At 62.2% G+C, this 19,515-nt stretch carries 22 protein-coding genes and 1 pseudogene; 15 read left to right on the forward strand and 8 right to left on the reverse strand.

Annotated features, from left to right (window positions below; all coding sequences use genetic code 11):
* Positions 1 to 475 precede the first annotated feature (475 nt).
* Positions 476 to 1,087, forward strand: a complete 612-nt coding sequence (locus tag FA89_RS16240) for a TetR/AcrR family transcriptional regulator (RefSeq protein ID WP_036144627.1) — start codon at positions 476 to 478, stop codon at positions 1,085 to 1,087.
* A 159-nt stretch (positions 1,088 to 1,246) separates the two neighbouring features.
* Here FA89_RS16240 and FA89_RS16245 read toward each other — a convergent pair whose 3' ends face one another.
* Complete coding sequence (locus tag FA89_RS16245) at positions 1,247 to 1,690, reverse strand: GNAT family N-acetyltransferase (RefSeq protein ID WP_036142247.1); 444 nt, start codon at positions 1,688 to 1,690, stop codon at positions 1,247 to 1,249.
* 223 nt (positions 1,691 to 1,913) lie between these two features.
* Between FA89_RS16245 and FA89_RS16250 the strand changes: the two genes are divergently transcribed.
* On the forward strand, positions 1,914 to 2,600 hold the full coding sequence (locus tag FA89_RS16250) for a hypothetical protein (protein WP_036142250.1): 687 nt from the start codon (positions 1,914 to 1,916) through the stop codon (positions 2,598 to 2,600).
* Between the two features lie 96 nt (positions 2,601 to 2,696).
* Positions 2,697 to 3,284 carry a PanM family protein gene (locus FA89_RS19395; RefSeq protein WP_051938879.1) on the forward strand — a complete coding sequence of 196 codons (588 nt, stop codon included), beginning with the start codon at positions 2,697 to 2,699 and terminating at the stop codon, positions 3,282 to 3,284.
* A 104-nt stretch (positions 3,285 to 3,388) separates the two neighbouring features.
* Here FA89_RS19395 and FA89_RS16260 read toward each other — a convergent pair whose 3' ends face one another.
* Positions 3,389 to 4,087: a DUF2306 domain-containing protein gene (locus FA89_RS16260; protein ID WP_221174329.1), complete on the reverse strand. Its 699-nt coding sequence runs from the start codon at positions 4,085 to 4,087 to the stop codon at positions 3,389 to 3,391.
* Positions 4,088 to 4,209: 122 nt separating this feature from the next.
* Between FA89_RS16260 and FA89_RS16265 the strand changes: the two genes are divergently transcribed.
* The 5 genes and pseudogenes from FA89_RS16265 to FA89_RS16275 all read left to right on the forward strand — a co-directional run bounded on the left by FA89_RS16265 (position 4,210) and on the right by FA89_RS16275 (position 7,778).
* Positions 4,210 to 5,130 (forward strand): AraC family transcriptional regulator, encoded by a 921-nt coding sequence (locus FA89_RS16265; RefSeq protein ID WP_036144633.1) that lies wholly within the window; start codon positions 4,210 to 4,212, stop codon positions 5,128 to 5,130.
* 143 nt (positions 5,131 to 5,273) lie between these two features.
* Complete coding sequence (locus tag FA89_RS20505) at positions 5,274 to 5,597, forward strand: alpha/beta fold hydrolase (protein WP_221174330.1); 324 nt, start codon at positions 5,274 to 5,276, stop codon at positions 5,595 to 5,597.
* Positions 5,573 to 5,665, forward strand: a pseudogene (locus FA89_RS20980) (hypothetical protein); the annotation flags it as partial. The gene FA89_RS20505 and the pseudogene FA89_RS20980, both read left to right, overlap by 25 nt.
* Positions 5,666 to 6,220 (forward strand): alpha/beta fold hydrolase, encoded by a 555-nt coding sequence (locus FA89_RS20510; protein WP_221174331.1) that lies wholly within the window; start codon positions 5,666 to 5,668, stop codon positions 6,218 to 6,220.
* 613 nt (positions 6,221 to 6,833) lie between these two features.
* Positions 6,834 to 7,778, forward strand: a complete 945-nt coding sequence (locus FA89_RS16275) for an MASE1 domain-containing protein (RefSeq protein WP_036142253.1) — start codon at positions 6,834 to 6,836, stop codon at positions 7,776 to 7,778.
* A 33-nt stretch (positions 7,779 to 7,811) separates the two neighbouring features.
* On the opposite strand, the gene FA89_RS16280 is transcribed toward FA89_RS16275, so the two are convergent.
* Complete coding sequence (locus tag FA89_RS16280; protein WP_051938881.1) at positions 7,812 to 8,255, reverse strand: hypothetical protein; 444 nt, start codon at positions 8,253 to 8,255, stop codon at positions 7,812 to 7,814.
* Between the two features lie 510 nt (positions 8,256 to 8,765).
* Between FA89_RS16280 and FA89_RS16285 the strand changes: the two genes are divergently transcribed.
* On the forward strand, positions 8,766 to 10,436 hold the full coding sequence (locus FA89_RS16285) for a serine hydrolase domain-containing protein (RefSeq protein ID WP_051938882.1): 1,671 nt from the start codon (positions 8,766 to 8,768) through the stop codon (positions 10,434 to 10,436).
* Positions 10,437 to 10,863: 427 nt separating this feature from the next.
* Here FA89_RS16285 and FA89_RS20355 read toward each other — a convergent pair whose 3' ends face one another.
* On the reverse strand, positions 10,864 to 11,070 hold the full coding sequence (locus FA89_RS20355; protein WP_185754431.1) for a hypothetical protein: 207 nt from the start codon (positions 11,068 to 11,070) through the stop codon (positions 10,864 to 10,866).
* 57 nt (positions 11,071 to 11,127) lie between these two features.
* Here FA89_RS20355 and FA89_RS16295 point away from each other — a divergent pair, with 57 nt between their 5' ends.
* Together FA89_RS16295 and FA89_RS16300 are read left to right on the forward strand one after the other, a co-directional pair.
* On the forward strand, positions 11,128 to 11,352 hold the full coding sequence (locus FA89_RS16295) for a hypothetical protein (RefSeq protein WP_221174332.1): 225 nt from the start codon (positions 11,128 to 11,130) through the stop codon (positions 11,350 to 11,352).
* A 627-nt stretch (positions 11,353 to 11,979) separates the two neighbouring features.
* Positions 11,980 to 12,171: a hypothetical protein gene (locus FA89_RS16300; protein WP_185754432.1), complete on the forward strand. Its 192-nt coding sequence runs from the start codon at positions 11,980 to 11,982 to the stop codon at positions 12,169 to 12,171.
* A gap of 4 nt (positions 12,172 to 12,175) precedes the next feature.
* Here FA89_RS16300 and FA89_RS16305 read toward each other — a convergent pair whose 3' ends face one another.
* Positions 12,176 to 12,886 (reverse strand): response regulator, encoded by a 711-nt coding sequence (locus tag FA89_RS16305; protein WP_036142265.1) that lies wholly within the window; start codon positions 12,884 to 12,886, stop codon positions 12,176 to 12,178.
* Between the two features lie 175 nt (positions 12,887 to 13,061).
* On the opposite strand from FA89_RS16305, the gene FA89_RS16310 reads away from it, so the two are divergent.
* The 4 genes from FA89_RS16310 to FA89_RS16325 all read left to right on the forward strand — a co-directional run bounded on the left by FA89_RS16310 (position 13,062) and on the right by FA89_RS16325 (position 15,856).
* Positions 13,062 to 14,186, forward strand: a complete 1,125-nt coding sequence (locus FA89_RS16310; RefSeq protein ID WP_051938883.1) for an ATP-binding protein — start codon at positions 13,062 to 13,064, stop codon at positions 14,184 to 14,186.
* 32 nt (positions 14,187 to 14,218) lie between these two features.
* Positions 14,219 to 15,025, forward strand: coding sequence for a BPL-N domain-containing protein (locus tag FA89_RS16315; protein ID WP_081916697.1), 807 nt, complete (start codon positions 14,219 to 14,221; stop codon positions 15,023 to 15,025).
* Positions 15,026 to 15,078: 53 nt separating this feature from the next.
* On the forward strand, positions 15,079 to 15,423 hold the full coding sequence (locus FA89_RS16320) for a hypothetical protein (protein ID WP_185754433.1): 345 nt from the start codon (positions 15,079 to 15,081) through the stop codon (positions 15,421 to 15,423).
* 145 nt (positions 15,424 to 15,568) lie between these two features.
* Entirely contained in the window at positions 15,569 to 15,856 is a 288-nt protein-coding gene (locus FA89_RS16325; protein WP_036142273.1) for a hypothetical protein, read from the forward strand.
* Positions 15,857 to 15,898: 42 nt separating this feature from the next.
* On the opposite strand, the gene FA89_RS16330 is transcribed toward FA89_RS16325, so the two are convergent.
* The 3 genes from FA89_RS16330 to FA89_RS16340 all read right to left on the reverse strand — a co-directional run bounded on the left by FA89_RS16330 (position 15,899) and on the right by FA89_RS16340 (position 19,499).
* Positions 15,899 to 16,648 carry an alpha/beta hydrolase gene (locus tag FA89_RS16330; protein ID WP_221174333.1) on the reverse strand — a complete coding sequence of 250 codons (750 nt, stop codon included), beginning with the start codon at positions 16,646 to 16,648 and terminating at the stop codon, positions 15,899 to 15,901.
* A gap of 44 nt (positions 16,649 to 16,692) precedes the next feature.
* Entirely contained in the window at positions 16,693 to 18,306 is a 1,614-nt protein-coding gene (locus tag FA89_RS16335) for a methyl-accepting chemotaxis protein (protein WP_051938884.1), read from the reverse strand.
* A gap of 176 nt (positions 18,307 to 18,482) precedes the next feature.
* Positions 18,483 to 19,499, reverse strand: coding sequence for an alginate lyase family protein (locus tag FA89_RS16340; protein ID WP_185754434.1), 1,017 nt, complete (start codon positions 19,497 to 19,499; stop codon positions 18,483 to 18,485).
* Positions 19,500 to 19,515: the final 16 nt, after the last annotated feature.

The raw sequence follows: 19,515 nt of genomic DNA on the forward strand, positions 1-19,515 counted from the left end.
GCGCGAATGTCGGTAAAGCGGAGCACCGCAAAGAGCGCAACGGGCGCGTTGGCCCCAAACGAGACGCGTGCGGTGGTAGACGCTATCGCAATGCTCGCAGATCACTAACGCAGGCAGCGTTTGGGCGGTCACACCGGCGAACTCCGAAGTGACGACAGAGCGGGACTTACCCGCCCATCGTCTGGCGACGGTGCAGCCAGTGCATTGCAAACGTGCGATCGATTTCCGGCTCGCGCCATGACTCACCATCCCTCTTCTGCATTTCGATCGGCCAAAAGCCATATCGGCTAGCCTGCTGCCCCCGTAAGGGGCACCAAACTGAAAGTCATGAACTCGACTAGAGACATTTAACTAGATAGTTTGCTCTAGTTATGAATTCTAGACAAACCGAAGCCGGTCTGCAACAGTTGCGCCTTCTGCCGTCGGCATTACTGCATGCTCGAGGGCAAGCACTGAATTACGAGTGGCCAGCTTGATGACGAGAAAATTCCACGACGACCGGGTAAGCCGGGCTCCGCAGCAAGAGCGGGGACGCAAGCGACAGGAGGCGATCATCGATGCGACCGCCGCGCTGATCGCAGAGGGAGGCGTGGACAGTGTGACCATGCAAGCGGTCGCACAACGGGCCAGTTCATCAGTGGGTTCGATGTACCACTTTTTCCGGAATAGGGAGCAATTGCTCGACGAATTGGCGCAGCGTCACGCGGATGCCCTTGAAGACATATTCAAGCAGTGCGATGGCATCAGCAAAGAGCGGTGGCGATCGATGCCGGCGGAAGAAATGATCCAGGCGCTTTTCGGTCAGCCGCTTCACTACTTCGCCCGCCATCCCGACGCTCTGATCACCCTTCGGTTTCATGATCAGGAAGGGCCCGATCGATTCCAATTACTTCTCACAGACGTGATGGGAGCAAGGATCGGAAGCATGAGGGGGAAAAAGGTTGCTGAAGTCCTCTATGCACTGGCCTCAGGCACCCTTCTCTTTGCAAAGGATCGCAAGCATCTCAACGCTCAATACATCCTCAAGACGATTCCATCCGCTCTTTTGGCTTACGTTGAGAGCATCGAGACGCAGACGTCAGGTTAACGGTCCATAGGAATGCTCGCGATGGCGAACCCAGAGTGACCGGACGAAATGGCGCCGAGCAATGCTGCCGGGAGCCGCGCGATTGATCTGGCAAATCCGATGCAAAAAGCGGTTAGATGTAGCCGATGCACACACTGCTCGGTCAGTATCGAGTGCCCCCTAGGGATGACCGGCCAATAAGTCTTTGCTCAGGAATACACGCGCTGTGCCCTCAGGGTCACATGGCACCTCTCCGAAGACGGTCCAGCCATGACGCACATAAAACGCCGGCGCTTGGAAGGTGATCGTATAGAGCACAGCAGAACGACAGCCGCGTCGGCGTCCCTCCTCCTCTATCGCGTGGAGCATCTGGCTTCCGAGACCGCTTCCCCGCAACTCGTCGGGTAAAAAAAAGAGATCGATAAAGAGCATGCCAAGCGAGGTCCTCCCGATCACACCGCCTTTCACCTCGTCCGTAGCGAGATCAACGGCGAGCACTGCTACCGGTGCCCGGTCCGCGATACCCGTTGCCACCGTATTGAACTGATCCAAGGCGTCCGAGATCCTCTGAATAGCTGCGGCGCTTGGGGAATCGGTGAGGATGACGGCAACATCAGATGGCATGACTTCGTGCTCCCAGGTGGCAGTGACAATGCCGCGATTATTCTAGTCGAGAGCCCGGAAGGCCGCAGCCTATGTCATCAAGACTACTGACACCTGTGCCAGGCGAACCATCCATGACCATGCAAAGACAGCCTGCGCATGAAAAAGCCGCGTTGCGATGTTGCTCGTCGCCGATTCACCGACCACGACTTATAATGGCGCCCTCACCTCTGGAAACACTGTGATGCACAAGACCTTGCTGTTGGCGTTATTGGCGTTGTTGGCGTTTCCTGCCGCGGCGTATGCCACTTCAGACGAGGACACGGCCATGTGCCGCAACGGGGGCTTCCCTATGAGCACGGCAGGGTTCTCGCTTGCCAAAGTCGCGGTACCGCGCCTCTTTTTCCTCAACGACGACGACGGCTGCCCGGCCAAGGGCGAGGCTGCATGCCGGCAGCGCGGCTATGTGCTCAAGGACGATGTGGTCCTGCTGGCACAGCGCCAGGGCACCTATGTATGTGCGTTCTACCCCAATAAGGTAGGCGGCAGCGCTGGCTGGGTGGCGGCATCCAGCGTGCAACCCCTGCCGACCGTTGCAGACCCGAAACCACAGGCCTGGAATGGCCAGTGGCATGACGGCGACAACCAGCTGCAGTTGCTCGCCAACGGCGATGGCAGCGTGACCGTCAACGGCAACGCCTACTGGCCAAGCGCCGATCCGGACCCGCAGCAGAGCCCCGGCGGCCCGCACCTTGGCGCGGTCACCGCACGCGGCTATCCCGAAGGCCAAAAGATACAGGTCAAGGAAGACACCTGCCAGGTTAGCCTGCACCTGCTCGGCGAACTGCTGGTGGTATCTGACAACCAAGAGTGCGGCGGCGCCAACGTCAGGTTCAACGGCGTGTACCGTCGCGCGGCGACCAAGCGTTGAGGCTCAACATCCGTGCGCCTCGCAGTGTGTCGTCGACTGCACTCGGTCTCAGCCACCTCTGCACTCGGATGGTGAATACCTAACAAGGCACCCCTTATGACACCACCCAGGCTCGAGCGCGTCGTTCCGAATGAAACCTGGCAATTGGTCATCGCGTTTGCTGGCGCCGAACACAGACTGTTCGACGTCGGTATGGCGCGCGAAAGCATGAACTGGCCGGCACTAGCCTATCCCAACAGACTCAAGAACCTGTCCTATACGGCGCATGCCGTCAGCTGGGCCGGGATCGGTGAGTTGTCTGCCAGCTACCTTCACCGCAACTCAACGCCTCTTACGCAGGAAGGCCTGGATCGCCAGGTGCTTCGTTTGAGTTACAAGAACCAGGCACCCACGCCGACCCATCCGACGCATCACGTCTACTGCGTCTTCCTCTTTCCGTTCAGTGACACGCTATTCGATGTCGGCGAGTCGATTGGCGGCGGACACGGTGAAAGGGGTGGATCGAGGCGCATGAGAACCGATGAGCTCCTGATGTTGTCCGACTGGAGGCAGCACTTCCGCCTTGCGGGTTGTGATTGGGCAGTTCCGATTGTCGAGGCCCATGGCGACCAGCCGGCTGAGCTGTCCGATCTCCTGGTGCGGGAAATTTGCCGACGCGAAGGTGAGCTGCCAACCCCTGGCTGATACCTTCTATGGCCGCCATGGCCAGAGCCATTAACGTCATCGAAGACAGCGATCGTCGCAGTGGCATGGGTGACGCACGGCAAATGTGCCCGCGAAGCGCGCGCCTAGGTGGGTCGATGGAACTCGAGATCACCTTCGTGCCCGACGGCCGGCGGATGACTTTTGATCAGCCACTCGGCCACGGCAAGGTTGGGTAGCCAGCACAGCCACGCGATCGTCCGATATGCCATGACAAAGTCCAGGCCCAGAACAGCCGAGAGAGGCAGGTAGAGGCGTAGCGTAACCGCAGACAGGGCCAAGGCGAACGAACGAATCATCCATTGCCGATGCCCGGCCAACTGTCCTGTCAGCACCTTGCGCAAAGCGATCGCGGTTGTAGCCATCCAGGCGCTGCCTAGCGCGCCGAACCCCGCGCCGGCGACAGGCCCGGTGGATATCCCGGCAGCCAGGAACAGGGCGGACACACCGCCGACCATGCAACCGGCGACGTAAACGCGTCCCGTCGCGCGGTGCCACCCCGGATGACGCAGGCGAAGACGGCGCACGAACTGGAACGGCCCGCAGAGCAGCGCCGTGGCGGCACCGGTCGCGTGCACGATCAGCCATGGATGCACATGCCGGTTGGCTGCGACCCCGGGTGGTACCGGGCCTCGATCGAACAGATAGCGATAGGATGCCAGAGCGACGGCGCCGCTCACTACGGCCAGGATCCCCCATGCGTACTTCGATCGCGTGGATGTCGCCAACGCGCTTGCCTGCGATCTATCCGCCAACATCATGAAGCTGTCTCCCGGGATGAACATGCGGCCCTCGGCCGTGCGCCAAGCCGTGGCGTGTCTGCCACGTCTTCCAGACGGAACAGTACCTTTGCTACGCGGCCAAACCCATGCTAGATGGTCGAAACATCTATCGCGATCGTCCAAACATGACCGACCCGCTTTCCGACATCCTCACGCTCGTTCAAATCAACTCGTACGGATTTCGCGGGTTGGACGCAGGGCGCGACTGGGGGCTTGATTTCCCGCCGGCAGAGGGCATTCGATGCTTCGCCATTGATGAGGGCACCTGCCAACTGGCCCTGCACGACGCCAGCCCCCCTCTTACCCTGGGCCCAGGCGATGTGGTTCTGGTGAAAGGGGGGTCCGCCATGCAGCTCTACGCAGGCGCTCCCATGATCTGGCAAGACGCCATCCCGGTCCTGACGAAGGTGCCACCTGGCCACGTCGCCGAACTGAATGGAGGCGGCTTCTGTCGAGGCATCGGCGGCTTCTTTTCTATACGCGGCCCACACGCCGCGGCCGTGCTTTCGGCGGTGCCAGCGGTGGTCCATATCGGCTCTCATGACCACAAGGCGGCGCTTCAGGCCAGCGTACGGCGTCTCGTCATCGAACTGCGCGAACCTCGACCAGGAAGCGATCTGCTGGCTGGGCACCTGGCGCAGGCGCTCTTGATCGAAGCCTTGCGCGCGCACCTCGAGGCAGGGCACACCCAGAAGGGGTGGCTGGCAGCACTCGGCGTGCCGCCGCTCGCCCGCGCCCTCACGGCGATGCACGGGAATATCTGCCACCGGTGGACGGTCGGGGAGCTGGCTTCCTCAGCGCGTATGTCGCGCTCCAGCTTTGCCGCCCATTTCGAACGAGTGACCGGCGAGACGCCCATGGACTATCTGACCCGGTGGCGCATGACACTGGCGTCGCATCGTCTGGTGACGTCCACCCTGTCCGTTGGGGCTATCGGCATGTCTGTGGGCTACGCGTCCGAAAGTGCATTCGCGGTTGCGTTCAAACGGACTTACGATGCTTCGCCCAGCCAATACCGCGCGCGATCGGCAGCCGCCAAGCCATGACCTTGTCGACGTTACGAGGCGTCCGCGGCTGTGACGACTGAAGCGATGCGATCCCGATAACCACACATGGCGCGATCGCGCGACGCGATCAAAGCGCTCGCTATATAGCCCTTATCGATCACTACAGATAGGGAGCTTGCTCGATGGCCCTCCTGCCCTTCCCGCGCATCGACGGCTTCGGCTCCGTGCACGGCGTTCCCACGCTTCCCCATGGTTTCGGCGATGTCTTCGAGAGCTACCGCATCCCCACCGGCGAGGTCGAACTCCACGCCGTCGTGGGTGGCGAGGGTCCGCCGCTGTTGCTTCTGGGCGGCTGGCCGCAGAACTGGTACCTATGGCGCGATGTGATGCTGCCGCTGGCCAGGAGTTTCACGCTGGTCGTCCCCGATCCCGCGGCCTCGGCATCTCCGACAAGCCCGATCGGGGCTACGACAAGGGAACGATCGGTCGCGACCTCTTCGGCTTGATGACAGCACTGGGGTGGGAACGGTTCGCCATGGTCGGGCACGACTGCGGCATGTGGGTCGGCTACGCCATGGCCGCGGACCAGCCCGAACGAATCGCGCGCATCGCGTTGGGGGAGGCCATCATACCTGGCGTTGCCGTCTCGCCGCCGCTCATCCCCGACGAGCGCCCGCTCAACGATTTTCTGTGGCACAACAACTTCTGTCGCGTGCGCGCCGTGACGGAAGAGCTCGTGGTGGGGCGCGAGGACATCTTCTTCGATTACCAGTTCACCAAGATCACGGTGCCGAACCCCATTCCGACGGATATCCGCGCCTTCTATATCGACCTCATCAAGCGGGACCGCAACACCCTGCGCGCCAGCTTCGACTACTACCGTGCCATCGACGAGGATATTCCCGCCAACCGAGCCCGCATGAAAACGCCACTGACGATGCCTGTGCTTGGCTTCGCCGGCGAACTGGCGTGTGCCGAGATCGTCGAAGAGCAACTGCGCAGCGTAGCCAGCGATGTGTCGTGCACGGTCATCGACGGTTGCGGCCATTTCGTACCCGAGGAAGTGCCAGACAAGCTCGTCGCGCTGCTGACCGCGTTCCTGGAACCGTATCGGGACGCTGCGGCCTGACGAATTCCTGCTTCGTTGTCGATGACACCCGATCGACGGCAACAGTCTTCGCACACGGCACCCCTGATGGGCAATCACTTCTTGAGATAAAGCGTCCGATTCCGGAAATCCACTACGCTGCCCGCCGCAAGATCGCAGTGCCCTTCGTAGTCGTTCCCATCGCGCCCTCGCCTTGGCCGGCTCACGTGGTGCGTGGCCGGAGGTGAGGAACTGGCGAACTCCCACGTTCTTGTTCGGCCGCAACGGCCACCTGGTCCAGTAAGTTACCGGTTGGCCGCACGAGGGCAACGATCGCCACCGGGCCAAACCGTGGAAACGATGCCGATACCTCATTTCCGCACGCCCGTTGTTGTCCCCCGGTCCGGCTTCAAATGTCCCTGCGATACCGATGGCCATGTGCCCCCTCCCACCAGTCCAGCCACCGCCTCGGGAATCAGCTTGGCGTCCCAAGGCAGCCATGTGGCTTGACACCTGCAATATGCGATCATCCACACGCATAATCGGCAAACCTCTTCCATCGGCGAACTGCCACGATCCAATGTTTACCTGAACTCATGGCATCCTTGATCGAATCAGTGAAGCGGACATGGACCACGGCAGACAGACCTAGGGGATGGGTGTGAAGGGAAGCGCAGACGAACCACCCGATGACCCGCGGACGTTTTGGTTGAAGGGCGGCCGACACCTCGCCATCGCCGCAGCCTACGCCGCCGTGTATGAGGTCGTCCGGCACGTCACGTTTCCGCACTGGTCCCCCACCACGGGCCTGCGTCTGGCCTGCCTGTTCCTGCTCCCCCTTCGCTACTGGCCGGCGCTCGCACTGGGAGAGGCCCTGCCCACCATTGAGAACGCATGGCTCGCTGCCGACGACCTCGGCATTCCGTGGGCTGTGTCGGCTTCGGTGCCGATGATCGTGCCGTTCATGGCCGTCATGAAGCCGTTCCGCCTACGCTGGCGCCTTTACGACGATCGACGCCAGTTGCGGATGCCGCTGCTGTTGGGCGCGACTCTGGCATGTGCGCTCATCAGCGCCACCCTCTCCTGCACGACGTTGGCGACCACGATGCTCCGGACCCCGGATGCCTGGCCGCACCTGTCGCTCTCGAACATGTTCTGGGCCTACACCCTCGGCCATTTTCTGGGCGGACTCACGCTGACCCCGATCATCCTTGCGCTGACGGAACGCGCACGGCAACTCCCACGTGTCACCTGGGCGACGATCTGGCAGAGCCCCCTGCTGCGGGATGTGCTGCTGTGGGTTCCCGTGCTGGCGGCCCTCGTGGTCCTGGCCATCACCACCGGCGACGACACGGTGCGGCAGGTCGCTCGGCTCGGGCTCATCTGGCCGGCCACCGCCCTGGCGTGGCGCCACGGCTGGCACGGGACGGCCTTTGGCGGCTTCGCAGCCAGCGTGGCCCTGGCCATGACAGGCACGGCCTTCGTGGATCCGGTCATGCTGCGCGCCCAGGTCATCCTGGCACTGGTGCTGTCCGGCTTGTTGACCATCGGTGCCAAGGTGTCGCGGCCACTACCGACCGCGAACCTCGTCAAGCACTGAAGGCAAGGCGCCGCAACGAACGCCCTACGCGTCTCACTGTCCCTTATTGCTGCAGTTCTCAGGATGCGCCTGGCACTCGGACGGCGTCAGCATCAGCTGTATCGTGCCGTCCGGCTGCGGGGCCGCGTGGATCGTCATGCCATCGTCCTGGTAAACGGTTACGCCCGACGCAGCCGATGGTGGCGCTGCTGAGACGCTCCACCGGCTGGCGTCGGTGCCGATCGGCAACTCCAGTGTCTGACCGGCGATGTAGGCCACCGCACCTCGCACCGTGCCGTTGCCGTCATTGATCTGGACGTAGCGTACCCCTTGCTTATCGAACCGATACGCATGAAAACCAGGGCTGACGCTGACGTCGGGCGCATTCGGCCAAGCTTGGCCTAGCCCCGTAACAGGAGGCGGCGTTGTAGCGGCGGCAGCCCCCGCCATAAGGGTAGAAACGAAGGTCACCAGGGCATGTCGATGGAACAAGCGCATACAAACTCCTTTGCGGTGCGGTTGGGGAGAAGAAAACGCATCCGGGCGATACGGGAACTCAAAAGCGCGTTGGAAACGTTGTCTGTGGCGCTGGATCAAGCGCATGAGTGATGTGCGACTCTCGCGGCGGAGGCTTTGTATACAAACCCTTGGTCGAGGCACCGATCACCATGCTTGGGCGACAAACCGGTCGCGAGATTGCACCGATGGCTGAGGGCAGTGATCACCAAGGGAATGATGGGTTTCATAGGGGTTTGCGTCGACGAAGGCGGGGAACTCAGTAAACCGCTGGTCCGTCTCACTTCTCGCGACTGGTGCTCGATATTGACCAGACCGCATCGGGGTCAGATGGCCTGCCTATCTTTGTCCGCGTACAGACTACGGACGGACCGCGGACAGATGGCCGGCTTCTCGCATCAGGAAACGACGCCTCTCAACATGGCATGGAGCTTGCTGAACCGATGAGGCTCCCGGAGCGCAGCGCGCCGGGTATCGCCCAGGAATCAGCAGATGGAAATGACGTTTCAGCCTCAACGCACGCCATCGCGGCAACCTTTCAGAGACAAACCGCTGTTGAACATGGACTACAGCAAGATGGCGGATATCACCGTGGCTAAGCACATCGCCACACCCCCTTCCATCATGCGTTTCCCAGCACGTTCGCCAGTCGAGAAAGGGACATTTGTCTCGGGGCGCTATTCCAGCGCGAAACGCTTGATTCTGTCTTTATGCCTGTGCCTCTCACTCCCAGCGCATGCGCAATCTGTCGCACCCGGCAACGGCTTGGATACCTTTCTCAAGGACAAGATGCGCCAGGAAAACATCCCGGCCCTTCAAGTCGCTGTTGTCCGCCATGGCACGATCGTCAAGACGGCCGCCTACGGAATCGCGAATGTCGAGAACAGCGTAGCCGCCTCGGATGAAAGCATCTTCTCGATCAACTCGTGTACCAAGGCGTTTACAGGTGTCGCGATCATGCAACTGGTGGAGGCCGGAAAACTCAAGCTGGACGATCCGATATCGAAATACCTTGACGACTTGCCGCCTGCCTGGAGCGCAATCACCGTCAGGCAGGTCCTCGCGCACGTTTCGGGATTGCCGAACATCATCGACGACAAGGAAGATCTGATCGGCGACGGTAGCGAGGCTTCTGCATGGGCTACCGTGAAGACGCTTCCCATGGATTTCAAAACCGGCGAACGCTTCCGCTATAACCAGACCGGCTACGTCATCCTTGGCAAGATCATCGACAAGCTGAGTGGCGAACCCTTCACCAGGTTCATCGAGGACGGTCAGTTCAAACCCGCCGGCATGGTTCATACGCGCTTCGGAGATTCATCCGACGTCATACCGCGTTCGGCCGGCGGTTATTCCTACCTTCAAAACGTCAACGGCTTATGGAAGAAGAGCGACCGTCTCTCGGCGATCTACGTCTCGTTCGCTCCCTACTTCAGGACAGCATCGGGAATCTTGTCCACATCGACCGATATTGCGAAGTGGTTGGTCGCACTTCAATCAGGCAAGCTACTTAAGGACAAATCGAGCCTCGATGCGCTATGGACCTCCGTGGTTCTCAACGATGGCACCACCGGCGGAATGAGTGCATTGCTAAACGGATCGGGCCTGGGTTGGCCGATGACGATGCGGGCTGAGCATCCCGCGGCAGGACCCATTGGCGGCATGCGCTCGACCTTCTTCGTCTATCCCAGGGACGACCTCTCGGTGGTGATCCTGACCAATCTACAAGGCGCCGATCCCGAGAACTTCGTCGATGAAGTGGCCGCCTACTACATTCCGGACATGCATGTGTCCAACGGTTTCGGCCTGTCGCCGACACTCAAGGCGTTACGCGCCGCCTTGCTGGAACGGGGCTTCGAGCATGCGCCACAAGTCGTGGCCGATCTTAAGGCAAAAGATCCTTCGTTCGTGCCGAAAGAAGACGAGCTGAATATTTGGGGTTACAAGCTCCTGGAGCAAAAGCAGCCCGTGCAGTCCGTCGCGATCCTTCGGCTGAATACCGTGCTTTTCGCCGACAGCTGGAACGCTTACGACAGTCTGGCTGAGATTCTCGAGGAAACCGGAGATCGAGCCGGGGCTATTAAAAACTATAGCCGTTCGTTGCAGTTGAATCCCGGAAACCGCAATGCAGCCGAGCATCTTCGTAAACTGGGTGGCGACTGAAAGCCGCAAGGGTGTCCCCGGCGGCGAGTGCATGGACGGTATTCGGCCAGGACGGCGTAGCAACACGCACGCGCAGCTTCCTGACTCGTGCAGACTGGTTCGCCACGCTGTACGGGTGAGACGTGCCGGCAGCAACGTGTGGCGTGCATCACACTGGACCGCCGCTCGAGCCGGACCGAAACGATGAATTATCGAACGTTGAGCAGCACCAGCAAGCCGATGCCCGCCGCGGTACTAATGCCTGAGGTCACCAAGATCCACGTGCCATCGGGATCTCCCTCGCTACGCAGCCGCTTCATCATGGCCCACGCAGACGTGTCGGGAAGTTGCTCACGGACGTGCCGATAGTAGATCCGCCAACTGGCAAGACCCGATATAGCGAGGACCAGGGTCAATACCAAGTGGATCACATGGTAAGTAGCCGGATTCATAAAAGCATGTTCGTCCGTGTCAGCGAGGTGCCACGCATTAATCGGCATGTCGCTTTCACCGGCCTTTCCAGCCCACTGGCGTTTTGTGTCACCTCTGCCACTGGGACAATTTGTCTCAATGTATGGAAGGTTTTTTTAAGTAGTATGGGTTTGTAGCGTGCCGTATCTTTTTTTGCATGGTAGCGCCCGAGGCGTTCTTCCAAGGAAGAATTCCTCACCTTGGATAGTGAAAAGCAACAGCCTGGAAACACAAGAAAATCATGGACTGGGTTCCCATACTCTTCATCACGTTCAAGGTGCTAGTTTTTGGCACAGGCATGTTCCTGGCCGTCAAGTGGCATTACGAACAAGGAAAGAAGGGACGGCACGCCGAGAGGCGCGCGGTGCTGCTCAAGGTCGGCGCAGTGGCCGTCGTCTTCGTGGTGTTGCTGGCGGGCCTGCTGTTCGCCACCTTCGCCGTGGCCAGGAAACTCGGCTTGACCTGACCATGGCCTGGTGAAGCACGTCCCGGCTCTCCATCGAATCTCCATGAAACGTCCAACGAATCCGGACAATCCCGGCTTAGCATGGACCTTTCGCGCCATATAGTCCGTGGCGCAATCGACTCCTGGAGCGTTGCTATCCGTACCGTGTCTTCCAGCGATCGTCGATGGTCCTTTAACCCCGCGTCGCTGCTGGCCTCGCCAGGGGGACCATGGCGGCTATTCCGCAAACCCTACAGATCCATACAGCGCGTCATCGTCGGCGTCTGGGCCTTACGACGCCCCGTCACCACCTTGCTGGTCAGCTGCGCCTCGTTGCTCGCCATCTCGGTTCTTTCTGTCATGGTAAACCCCGCCCTAGATGGCCCCGGTTCCATCACACCCTTGCTCAGGCTGACCAGCCTGGCGGCAGGAGCCCTGCTGGGAGGACCCATCGCATGGTGCCTCGCCCCTGCCACGGTGCGACGCGAGCTGGTGCCGCTGGGGTACCTGATTGCAGGCTGTGCATGTTTCGGTCTCTACCTGTCCGAGCGACCTGCCTCCTGGCTGGTACTCCCAGGCATGGCCGGCGTGGCCTTAGGGGCGACTGTCGTCGGTGCCGCACGGCGTTTGATGGTCGCAACGCGTGCCATGGCAAGAACCGCCCGTCTTCGCATCGGCCTCTGCGCGGCAACGGCCGGAGCGGCAGCCGGCATCCTGGGCACGCTTGCGATCATCGCGCTGCGCTATGCCAGTCTCATGGAGACCCTTGCTGTCGACTGCGTCCTCCTGGCACTGGCCGGGACCATCGCCTCGCTCTTCCCACCCGCGACCCGGACCTGAGCGCCTACGCCACGGCAGCCAGGCGATACCCGACGCCACGCACGCTCGAGAGCATGCCCTGGATGCCGGCGTCCTCGAGTTTCTTCCGCAGCTTGCTCAGGTGACTGTCGACGGTTCGTTCCAGGGCATCGCCTTCGGGAAGGCAAGCCACGCGCAACTCCGAACGCGAGAAAACGCGGCTCGGTGAACGGGCCATCCGCGCCAGGAGGCGGAACTCGGTCGCGGTGGTGACGATGGCATGCCTTGCTCCGGCAGGACAGGCATAAACCACATGCTGGTCTTCATCGATTTCGACATCGCCCACCCGAATGATCGCGCCCTGCCCCACGGCAGGAAGCGCGCGACGCAGGACCGCTCCCACGCGTGCGACCACCTCGGATGGGTTGAACGGTTTGGTGACGTAATCGTCCGCGCCAATGCGCAACGCCGATATCTTGTCGGTGTCCTCGTCACGCGCGGTCACCATGATCACCGGGGTATCGCCACGCCGACGCACCTCGGCGAGCACGGCCCATCCGTCGACCTGCGGCATGGAAACATCCAGCAGCAGCAAGTCCGGCTTCAGCGTGGCGTGCAGCATGAGCGCTTCATGGCCATCCCGCGCAACGGTCGTACGAAATCCGTTTCGATTTAGATACGACATCAGGATATCGGCAATGTCAGCGTCGTCTTCCGCAACGAGCACCATGTAATCCCTACGACCACCCCCGACCATTGTCGACTCCTTCGGCTACGAGCGGCCTTTTTAGCACACGCTCCGAAGCAGCGCCCCAAGCCGTATCTCCATCGAAACGCCATAAAAACCGTCCCTAAGCCGGCGGGCGCATCCGCTAGACTTACCCAAAAACGCGAACCAGGTCGCCGGCGGCGATTCAACGAGGGCAAAATCCATGCCGTACCATCTCAAAATCGGTCGTGGACTGATCCTGTGGGCATGCGCCCTGGTCGCCGCCGCGGTGGTGCTCGACTTTGCTTCGTCGTACGCGCTCTACGCCTTGCTCCCCGATCCCGCGGCCATTTGCGAAAACGACAGCTGGATTCCCACGCGACCGGAACTGCTCTGGCTGGTACTCACCGCGACCCTGGCCATTGCGTTCGCAGGCCCGGCCGCGCTGCGGCTCTCGCGACGATTCGTGCAACCCATCGACTCACTCGCCGCGGCCATCCGCTGCGCCGCCCAAGGCGACCTATCCGCTCGCGCCATCAAGAAGGGACGACCCTTCGGCGAGATCGCGAGCCTTCTGGATGACTACAACGCACTGGCTGAGCGATGGGAGCAGGCCGACAAGGACATGACCGTCTGGAACGCCGTCATCGCCCACGAATTAAGAACGCCGGTCACCATCTTGCGCGGCCGCCTGCAAGGACTGGCGGACGGCGTCTTCGAGCCTACGTCCGACATGCTCCGCAACCTGGTGCGACATGTCGAGGCCTTGTCCCGCCTGGTCGAGGATTTGCGGGTGGTGAGTCTGGCCGAGGGAGGTCACCTTCGCCTCGATGCCGACGACGTGGATCTTCGCCAGGCCTTGCAGGACGTGGTGGCGTTCGTCGCACCCACCATGCCCGACCACGTCCTTTCCGTCGATGCCGACGACACACCGGTCATCGTCCGCTGCGATGCCATGCGCGTGCGGCAGGCCCTCATCGCGCTCGTCGACAATGCCAGGCGTCATTCGAATCCCGGAAAAATCACCCTCTCATTGACATCGCGCGCGACGTCGGTCGATATCGGTGTGCACGACGCAGGTCCCGGAGTGCCCCCCGAACTCCTCGCCAGGATGTTCCAGACATTCAGCCGGGGCGAGACGCCACACCCGGGCCGCAGCGGCGGCAGTGGGCTAGGCCTGGCGGTCGTACGGAGCATCGCCATCGCGCACCATGGCAGCGTGACGTACCACGGAGGCGACGGTGCCGCGGCCACATTCACCCTCACGCTGCCGACAGGTACCGCTGCGCCCTCCATCTATCCTCCATCGACGCTCCACGGACCTTCGATGCCATGGGGTGATCCTTGACGGACCTTCGGTTGTCCCGTTGAGGAATGCACATGAACCGTGACGCAGCACACGCCCCCTGCACCACTCTGTCTCGGGGCAAGACGACATGGCATACGCGACTACCCTGGCTTGCAGCAGTCCTGTGGATGCTGGCCCTCGGCACGCCGGGTATCGCCGGGGTGCACGCGGCGGAAGTGGTTCGTGTCGCCGTCTATCGTGGCCCCGCAGCATGTTCGGGATGCGCCCAAACCGTCAAGGAATCGATCGAGCGACTGGGCGGCCGGTATCGTGTCGATTTCGTGGGAGCGCGCGAGCGCCAGGACATCTCTCCCGAAACGCTTAGCCACCACGACATCTACGTCCAGCCCGGCGGCGGGCAGGATATTCCGGGTGCGCTTCGCAGCCTGGGCACGCGTCGGGTGGACGCGATCCGGAACTTCGTGCGTCGTGGCGGACGCTACCTGGGCCTGTGCATGGGCGCTTACCTGGCCGATTCGTCGAATCTTGGTCTGATCGACGACGATCTGGACTCCGAAGTCGGCAGGCCGGGATTTGAAGCCGACACCATCGACGACTATGCCGTCGACACCTGGTGGCACGGTCGTCGTAACAGTGTTTTCTTCCAAGACGGCCCCTATTTTCCCGCAACGAGTGCATCGCCAGGGTTCCGGGCGATCGCGACATACTCTAACGGCGACATCGCCGCTGCGCGCTACGACTTCGGCCACGGACGCGTGGTATTGGCCGGTCCGCACCCGGAAGCCGACGAGACCTGGTTTGACGAGGCAGGCATCCCTCTCGAACGCATGCCGCAGGACGACCTCGTCAATATCCTGGTGCAGGAGCTGGGTTACTGACACGCCGCAGCACGATCGGCGATACCATGCACGTTGGCATCGAGGAGACGGACGTGGAACGCATACTGGTGGTGGCCTACCGACCCAACCCTGGCAATCGGGAACAACTTCTGGCATTTCTGGCGGCACAGCATCGCAGAGGCCGGGAGCTGGGCCTGCTGGACGAAAGTCGCCCACTGTTGGGTGAGGGCACGCATGGCGAAATCGTCTACATCGTGACCATGCGATCCGGTACCGATGTCGACCGACTGTGGGAAGACCCGGTCTTTCAGGATATCGACGCGAGCTTGTCCATGATTGCCCGCATGGTTCCGTTGCAGACGCTCGACGAAGCAGCCGCATCGTACGTGGATATGGCATCCCTGCCCGTTCACGGCGGCACGGATACACCCCGCTAGACGAACGGATGGATTGACTCGTCAACCCTGGAAGCCACGCAGTCCCCAGGAAACGATACGCAAATTCCGTCACTACGCGGGAATTTGACAACTACTTCGCAATCGCCATGTCAACTATGAGTCGTCGAAACGGGGAAGACGAGACATGGACCAGATGGTGGGCGACTGGATACTTGAAACGACCGAAATGGCCGAAGGCGCCATCGCCATGAACCGTGCCCTGCTGGATGCCGACCTCCAAGAGGCGCGCTTCCGGGCCAAGCTGCTCCAGTTCCAGGCCATGGCCAGTGGGGACGAGACACTACAGACCGCCACGGGCCTGGTCGTCAGGTTGCTCGGGCCGCCGGGTTCCGCACCGGGCTGGGGCTGCGGCGCCGCCATGCTAGCCGTGAGCACCCGTCTGGGCGACCGACTGGCAGAACATGTGGCCTGACGATGCCCGGTGCCATCGCGCACCGTGGTCATCGTTACGTCGTTATCCCCTGTGCCTGTCAAGCCATTCGACGATGCGTGACACGACGTCCTGCTCGATGCCGTAGTAGCCATGCGGCGTCAGCGAACCGCACGCCTTGCGGGACTCGGACGTCCCACCCGCCACATGAAGCACGTAAACATCGGGACTGGCGGACAGGGCCGCAGCAATCCTCGGTGCGGCGCCGGGCGGTGCCACGTCGCATCGGTCGTCACGGTTGGCGACCACCAGAGCGGGAACCCTCACATCCCTCGGATCGGCGCTGAACACCGTTTCGCCGCTGCCGCCCATGACGGACACCGACTCGGTCAGCACGACACCCGATATGCTGCCGTGCTTCGCGTGGGCCGCACCGTTCATGGCGGCGATCGAACCCTGGCTGGTGCCCAGGAGAAACACCGGCCCACCGAGGTTCTTCTGCGCAAAGGCTACAAGGTCGGCGACCAGACCGGCGTATTCGAGCGAACTGCGCATGCCGCGCAAGTTGGCGCGATCCACGGTATCCGGAATGACCACCGAGTAGCCACGACTCGTCCACAACGCACGCGTGCGGACGACGAAGTTGTGATCGTGACGTATGTCGCCGCCCCGTTCCAGGCCCAGGTCACCCTCGCCACCGGGCAACATGACGATCGTTCCCTTGGAATGTTCGGCTGTGGCGGTCAACACGCGCTGTGTCTGACCGGTGGACAGCCGCAGGTCCACCACCTTGTCGTCGGCCCGCGCGGCGCCGGACAGGAAAGCGATGGCCATGCAAGCCATAGGCGTTAGCCATCCGTTGCTAGCCTTGAATTTCTTCATGCCTCGGCTACAGCGAAAGCGGCAGCCACGCGCGTCGGTGCGTGCTCGTCATCCGCCTGCCTGGACGGTGTCCGTTCGGTGGCGAAACGGAAGACGGCCACCTGCTTCATCAGTTCGTCGGCCAGTTCACTGGCCTGCTGGCTGGCCGCACTCGCCTCTTCGACCAGGGCCGCATTTTGTTGCGTGACCGAATCGAGGTCGGTGACGGCCTGGTTGACTTGATCGATGCCGGCGGCCTGCTCCGCGCTGGCGGCGGCGATTTCGCCGATGAAGGTGGCAACCTTGGCGGTACCCGACTCCATCTCCGCCAGTGCCTGCGCCGTGCGCGTCACCAGGGCGACGCCTTCACTGACCCGATCGCTGCTCGTGGCGATCAGCGCCTTGATGTCCTTGGCCGCCACGGCGCTTTGCTGGGCAAGGCGACGTACCTCGACCGCCACGACTGCGAAGCCTCGGCCCTGCTCGCCGGCGCGAGCTGCCTCGACGGCGGCGTTGAGCGCAAGGAGGTTGGTCTGGAACGCGATCTCGTCGATAACGGCAACGATCCCCTCGATCTTTCCGCTCGCGACGCTCGCACGATCCATCGCACCGCTCGTCTCGCCGGCCAGCACGCGCGTGGACACCGCCTGCTCCGTCAGCGCGTGCGCAAGGCTGCGCGCGGCGGCGGCGCTGCTGGCATTCTGCCGTACCGATGCGGTCATCTCTTCCATGGATGCGGCGGTTTCCTCCAGCGAAGACGCCTGCTCCTGGGTCCGGGACGACAGCTCGTCGTTACCTGCGGCGATGTCCCTCGCGGCGTGACTGACCTGCTGGGCATTGTCCCTGACCGTCCGGACGATGCCGGCAAGGGTGGTGTCCATGGTGGCCAGCGACCGCAGCGTGTCACTGACCTCGTCCCTGCCCTGTACGTCCAGGTTATGGCCGAGCTCGCCGTCGCTGATGCGGCCCGCCAGTGCACGTGCACGCATCAGCGGGGCCATGATGGACCGGGCAAGCATCACGCCCGCAACGACCAGGACGATGAGCGAGATGATGACCACGACGGTCACGGCCACCATGACCGAATGCTCTCTACGGACGGCGATGGCATAGGCTGCCGCCGCCTCGTCGACATTGGTTTTGACGATGACGTCGATGGCTTTGGACTCTTCGCCGAACGCCGGTCCCACCGTGCCCAGCATGAAGTCGACGGCGGCACCGTGCTGGCCGGCAGCCATGAGCGGTTCGAGTTTGTCCTTGAGAACACGGGCACGCGTCCTCGCCGCGATGAATGCCCTGGCGTTGGCGTCCTCGTCGGGCGAGCTCACCATGGCCGGGTAGTAGTGCGACCAGATGGCATCCATCTTTCGCACCGCATCCGCATTGGCGGAACGCTCCTCCAAGGCCGCCTCCACCGTGCCTTTGAGCAAGGCCCGGTTCAACCCGGTGCGAGTGTCGTTGAACAGGTCACGCACTGTCGTCACCTCGACGATGGGCAGCAGCGAGGACTGGTATACCGACGTGAGCTGCCGATTGGTCTCGCGCAGTTCGTAGAGGCCGCCCGCACCGAGCGCGAAGGCAACAAGAACAGAAACACTGACTAGCAGCACGATACGCTGGCGAATGGTCATGGACGGGGCCGACTCCGGAAGGGTTTTCCCCTTAGCGGCAAAGCTACGCATGCCTGAAGACGAATTCGGCCTATTTGCTAAAAATGAGTTATTCGAGATTCAATCCAAGGAAAGCCTGACGAAAGGTTCATCGAGACGACGAATGCCTATGACGCGCATCGAGCGGATGCTCGCCACTACGGTTGGCACGGCAGCGCATACGCCCACAACCAGCGCGGTGGTTCCGGCGCAAGTTTTCGTGCCACGTCCGCATAGCGCGCATCGAGCAAACTTGCCGACCAGTAGAGCGCACGCGCGTTGCCCGCATCCCATGCCCCGGAGAAACCCGGAAGCCCCGCCTTGGCGCGCGCGGCATCGAACTTCACCGACGAATGCACGAACTCTTCGTGGCTGCGCTTCCCTTCCGCATACGGCAGCAGCCAATCCAGTCCGGATGCGAGCGTCTGTCCGTCGTTGCCAGGCAATCGCAACCAGTCCTCACCGTGCGTGCGCGCTGCCACCGCTGCCAGGGTCAACGGCTCGAGGTCGTAGGTGACGTAATGCAGCGCGTCGCGCTCGGCAAAATCGACCACTTCCCCACCCGGTTTCATGTTGATCGAAAGTTGCCGGACGAAGGCCGCCCGCGCGCGGGCGAAAAGCGCATCGTCGTTCACCGCCGCGGCCGCCAGCACGGCCAGCTTCACGCGATGGCTCTGCCAGTTGTTGCTCCAGATGCCGTGCGGATCGCCCACGTGCGTATCCATCTGGTCCAGGTAACCGCTGCCGAGGCGACGAATGAAATCACGGGTTTGCCGCGACACGTCGGCCGGAAGATCGGCCGAGGTCAACTGGTAGGCAGCGATGACATGGCCCAGGCCGGTCTCGTCGATCGGATCGAACGAGGGCTTGTACACGCGTGTCCATGCGTCGAGATACGTCGCCAGTCGATCCAGCGAGGCACGATCCCGCGTGTTACGCCACGCCAGGGCAAGATCGAGCATGTAGCCGAAGTCGCGCATGGCGGCGGCGGAGGCGTCGTGGATGCCGGTGTGCGGCAGCGTGCCCTCGGTATGGATCAGCGGCATGGCCTGCGGCCCGTCCGCGGGTGCGGCAGCTGCCGCATGGGCAAGTGACGCCGCGGACGGCATCGGCGCGGCAAGGCACTTCGCGGGGGTGGACGTGGCAGCGGCAGCGAGCAACAACGCAGCGATCATGTTGGGAAAACTCGTA

The sequence above is a fragment of the Luteibacter sp. 9135 genome, from assembly GCF_000745005.1.
In the GTDB taxonomy this organism is placed as follows: domain Bacteria; phylum Pseudomonadota; class Gammaproteobacteria; order Xanthomonadales; family Rhodanobacteraceae; genus Luteibacter.

Coding starts and splice junctions, on each gene's coding strand:
- FA89_RS16240 (WP_036144627.1), top strand. CDS start 476: ATGACGAGAAAATTCCACGACGACCGGGTAAGCCGGGCTCCGCAGCAA.
- FA89_RS16245 (WP_036142247.1), bottom strand. CDS start 1,690: ATGCCATCTGATGTTGCCGTCATCCTCACCGATTCCCCAAGCGCCGCA.
- FA89_RS16250 (WP_036142250.1), top strand. CDS start 1,914: ATGCACAAGACCTTGCTGTTGGCGTTATTGGCGTTGTTGGCGTTTCCT.
- FA89_RS19395 (WP_051938879.1), top strand. CDS start 2,697: ATGACACCACCCAGGCTCGAGCGCGTCGTTCCGAATGAAACCTGGCAA.
- FA89_RS16260 (WP_221174329.1), bottom strand. CDS start 4,087: ATGTTCATCCCGGGAGACAGCTTCATGATGTTGGCGGATAGATCGCAG.
- FA89_RS16265 (WP_036144633.1), top strand. CDS start 4,210: ATGACCGACCCGCTTTCCGACATCCTCACGCTCGTTCAAATCAACTCG.
- FA89_RS20505 (WP_221174330.1), top strand. CDS start 5,274: ATGGCCCTCCTGCCCTTCCCGCGCATCGACGGCTTCGGCTCCGTGCAC.
- FA89_RS20510 (WP_221174331.1), top strand. CDS start 5,666: ATGGCCGCGGACCAGCCCGAACGAATCGCGCGCATCGCGTTGGGGGAG.
- FA89_RS16275 (WP_036142253.1), top strand. CDS start 6,834: ATGGGTGTGAAGGGAAGCGCAGACGAACCACCCGATGACCCGCGGACG.
- FA89_RS16280 (WP_051938881.1), bottom strand. CDS start 8,255: ATGCGCTTGTTCCATCGACATGCCCTGGTGACCTTCGTTTCTACCCTT.
- FA89_RS16285 (WP_051938882.1), top strand. CDS start 8,766: ATGGAAATGACGTTTCAGCCTCAACGCACGCCATCGCGGCAACCTTTC.
- FA89_RS16295 (WP_221174332.1), top strand. CDS start 11,128: ATGGACTGGGTTCCCATACTCTTCATCACGTTCAAGGTGCTAGTTTTT.
- FA89_RS16300 (WP_185754432.1), top strand. CDS start 11,980: ATGGCAAGAACCGCCCGTCTTCGCATCGGCCTCTGCGCGGCAACGGCC.
- FA89_RS16305 (WP_036142265.1), bottom strand. CDS start 12,886: ATGGTCGGGGGTGGTCGTAGGGATTACATGGTGCTCGTTGCGGAAGAC.
- FA89_RS16310 (WP_051938883.1), top strand. CDS start 13,062: ATGCCGTACCATCTCAAAATCGGTCGTGGACTGATCCTGTGGGCATGC.
- FA89_RS16315 (WP_081916697.1), top strand. CDS start 14,219: ATGAACCGTGACGCAGCACACGCCCCCTGCACCACTCTGTCTCGGGGC.
- FA89_RS16325 (WP_036142273.1), top strand. CDS start 15,569: ATGGACCAGATGGTGGGCGACTGGATACTTGAAACGACCGAAATGGCC.
- FA89_RS16330 (WP_221174333.1), bottom strand. CDS start 16,648: ATGGCCATCGCTTTCCTGTCCGGCGCCGCGCGGGCCGACGACAAGGTG.
- FA89_RS16335 (WP_051938884.1), bottom strand. CDS start 18,306: ATGACCATTCGCCAGCGTATCGTGCTGCTAGTCAGTGTTTCTGTTCTT.
- FA89_RS16340 (WP_185754434.1), bottom strand. CDS start 19,499: ATGATCGCTGCGTTGTTGCTCGCTGCCGCTGCCACGTCCACCCCCGCG.